Origin of the sequence: Microtetraspora sp. AC03309 (assembly GCF_020826795.1) — a bacterium.
Lineage (GTDB): Bacteria > Actinomycetota > Actinomycetes > Streptosporangiales > Streptosporangiaceae > Microtetraspora > Microtetraspora glauca.
The window spans coordinates 1-726 of sequence record NZ_JADDIL010000302.1; the positions used below are offsets into that span (position 1 = coordinate 1).

Genomic DNA, 726 nt, shown 5'->3' on the forward strand with positions numbered 1-726 from the left:
GTACAGCACGGCCTTGTTGGCGGGGCCTTCCATGGCGAGGAACCAAGCCATCAGTGTCTCCTTGGGATCGGGGGGTGGTGATCGCAAACAGTGTCACCTATCGACGCGCCGCCGTCAGCCCACTCGTTCAGACGGTCGGATTCGCTACCCTCGGGGGTGTGCATCCACGGCTGATCGCCATCGTCGCCTTCGTCGGTCTTCTCGCGGTTGGTTGCGGTTGGAGTCCGCCCTCAGCGCCACCGCCGAAGCCGGACACCTGCGCACCGTCGGACGGCCCGAGCGCCGACACCGTCGCCGACCAGATCGCCAAACTGCCCGCTCCCGCAGCAGGTCGGCAGTGGACCCAGGTCAATTCCGGGCACACCGCCAACTGCCGGCTGTACTGGGTTCAGGTCGGCCAGACCAACCCCGAGCCCAATAGTGTGGGGCAGCTGTTGTTCTTCGACCGGCAGACTCCGCTCGGTCCCGCCACCCCTGAGCCGCGGCCCTACATCAACGTCGTCACCAACGCCGACGACACCGTGGTGGTGAGCTATCAGTGGCAGCAGGGTCAGGATTCGCCCAAATCTCCCACCGGTATCGCCACCGTACGGTTCCGGATCGGGGACGACGGCAAACTGGCTGCCATCGACCCGATTCCGAAGCCCTGAGCCGCTTCAGCCGTTGACCAGCTCGGCGGGGTCGAGCATCGCCGCGTAGCGCAATTGCTCCGGGATGCCGAACCCG

The 726-nt window shown here is 66.1% G+C and carries 1 protein-coding gene; it reads left to right on the top strand.

Annotation, left to right across the window (positions count from 1 at the left end):
- Positions 1–158 precede the first annotated feature (158 nt).
- Positions 159–650, top strand: a complete 492-nt coding sequence (locus IMZ11_RS42965) for an LppP/LprE family lipoprotein (RefSeq protein WP_038566906.1) — start codon at positions 159–161, stop codon at positions 648–650.
- The last annotated feature ends 76 nt before the right edge of the window (positions 651–726 follow it).